The organism is Georgenia satyanarayanai (assembly GCF_023715365.1).
GTDB classification, from domain to species: domain Bacteria; phylum Actinomycetota; class Actinomycetes; order Actinomycetales; family Actinomycetaceae; genus Oceanitalea; species Oceanitalea satyanarayanai_B.
In genome coordinates this window covers 1-1,458 of the sequence record NZ_JAMBNZ010000034.1, presented here as the reverse complement: position 1 = coordinate 1,458, position 1,458 = coordinate 1, and the positions used below count along the sequence as shown (strand labels likewise).

The following is a 1,458-nucleotide window of genomic DNA, read 5'->3' as shown; positions in this document are numbered from 1 at the left end:
ATGATGCTCCTATGGACTGTCAAGCGGCGAGGAGCCACTGGCGGTAGGTGCTGGCGAAGTCGTCATCTCGCCTCTTGCCGCGTTCGATGTCGGATATGCGTGCTGGCCAGACGTTGAATTGCTCGGCAACGGTCCGCAGGGTCATTCCCTTCGCGTGACGTAGCGGGCGCAGGTCGTCGGTCCGAGGCACGGGTTGGGGGTGGACGATGAGGTGGTAGACCTCGCGGGCCACGGCGCGCTTGAGGCAGCGCATGATCTCCTTCTCACTCTTGCCCTGAGCGGTGCGTTTGGCGACATAGGCCTTGGTGCGCGGGTCGTGGGCCATGCGCACCAGGACGATCTGGTGCAGGGCGGCGTTGGCTTGGCGGTCCCCGCCTGGGTTGAGGCGGTAGCGGGTGGTCTTGCCCGAGGATGCGGGGATTGGGGCGGTTCCACACAGGGCGGCGAAGGCACCCTCGCTGGTCAACCGGTCGGGGTTGTCTCCGGCGGTGATCAATAGCGGGGCCGCGGTTACCGGTCCCACTCCGTAGGCGGCCCGTAGTGCTGGAGCGGTGCTGGTGACCAGAGCGTCGAGATCACTGTCCAGGTCGGTGATCTCCCTGGTCAGGGCGTGGTGGCGGCGAGCGAGGTGACGCATCGAAGCTAGCGTCGCCACCTCGACTGTGTCGGTAGCTTGCGCGGGGCTCTGCGCAGCCAGCTTGGCGTGCAAGTCATCGTTGCTCAGCCCGCGGAAGCGGGCGCGGAGGGCATCGGGAGCCGTGACGAGCAGACTCTTGATCTGCGTGGCCGCTGCACTGCGGGCCTTGATTGCCGAGCGGCGCGCGACAGTCAGCACACGGATCGCCTCGACCTCACCATCGGCGTCTTTCGGGGTGGGCAAGTCGTGGCCGGCCAGCACGGCGTGCGCTGCGGCGTAGGCGTCGATCGGGTCGCTCTTGCCGCGCAGGCGACGGACCTGGCCCCCCGGACGGATCACCTCGTGAACCGTGATGCCGGCCTTGCGTAGGAACCGCGCAATGCCCGCCCCGTAAGAGCCGGTGCCCTCCACGCCGATGGCGATGATCCGGCCCAGGGTGACCACGAACGCCAGCAGATCTCCGTAACCCTGCACGCTGGCAGGGAAGCTCCGGTCCGCGAGCCGGGCTCCGGTCGTGGTGATCACTGCGAGGTGATGGGTCTCAGCATGGGTATCGATCCCGGCGATGACATCGACCGTCTCGGTCGTCATGATGGTGGTGCCTTCCTTATCGGGGACGGCACACCAGCCAGGTGGACAGACAAGACGTTGATGGGACTTTTGGTCGAGCTCCTATTAGGTCATGTCCACCTGGCTGGCATGCGTGACAAGCCCCGGCGCAGACCGACGGATCATTTCAAGGACAACCCGCTAGGGCGTCAGTCAGTGGCAGAGTCAGACCCCCGCCGAGGCACTCCCATCATCAACGTCAGTGGTCGGTC

The 1,458-nt window shown here is 66.1% G+C and carries 1 protein-coding gene; it reads right to left on the bottom strand.

Translation table 11 applies throughout. The features are described from left to right. Positions 1–19: 19 nt before the first annotated feature. Entirely contained in the window at positions 20–1,228 is a 1,209-nt protein-coding gene (locus M3148_RS16870; protein WP_251305892.1) for an IS110 family transposase, read from the bottom strand. Positions 1,229–1,458 lie beyond the last annotated feature (230 nt).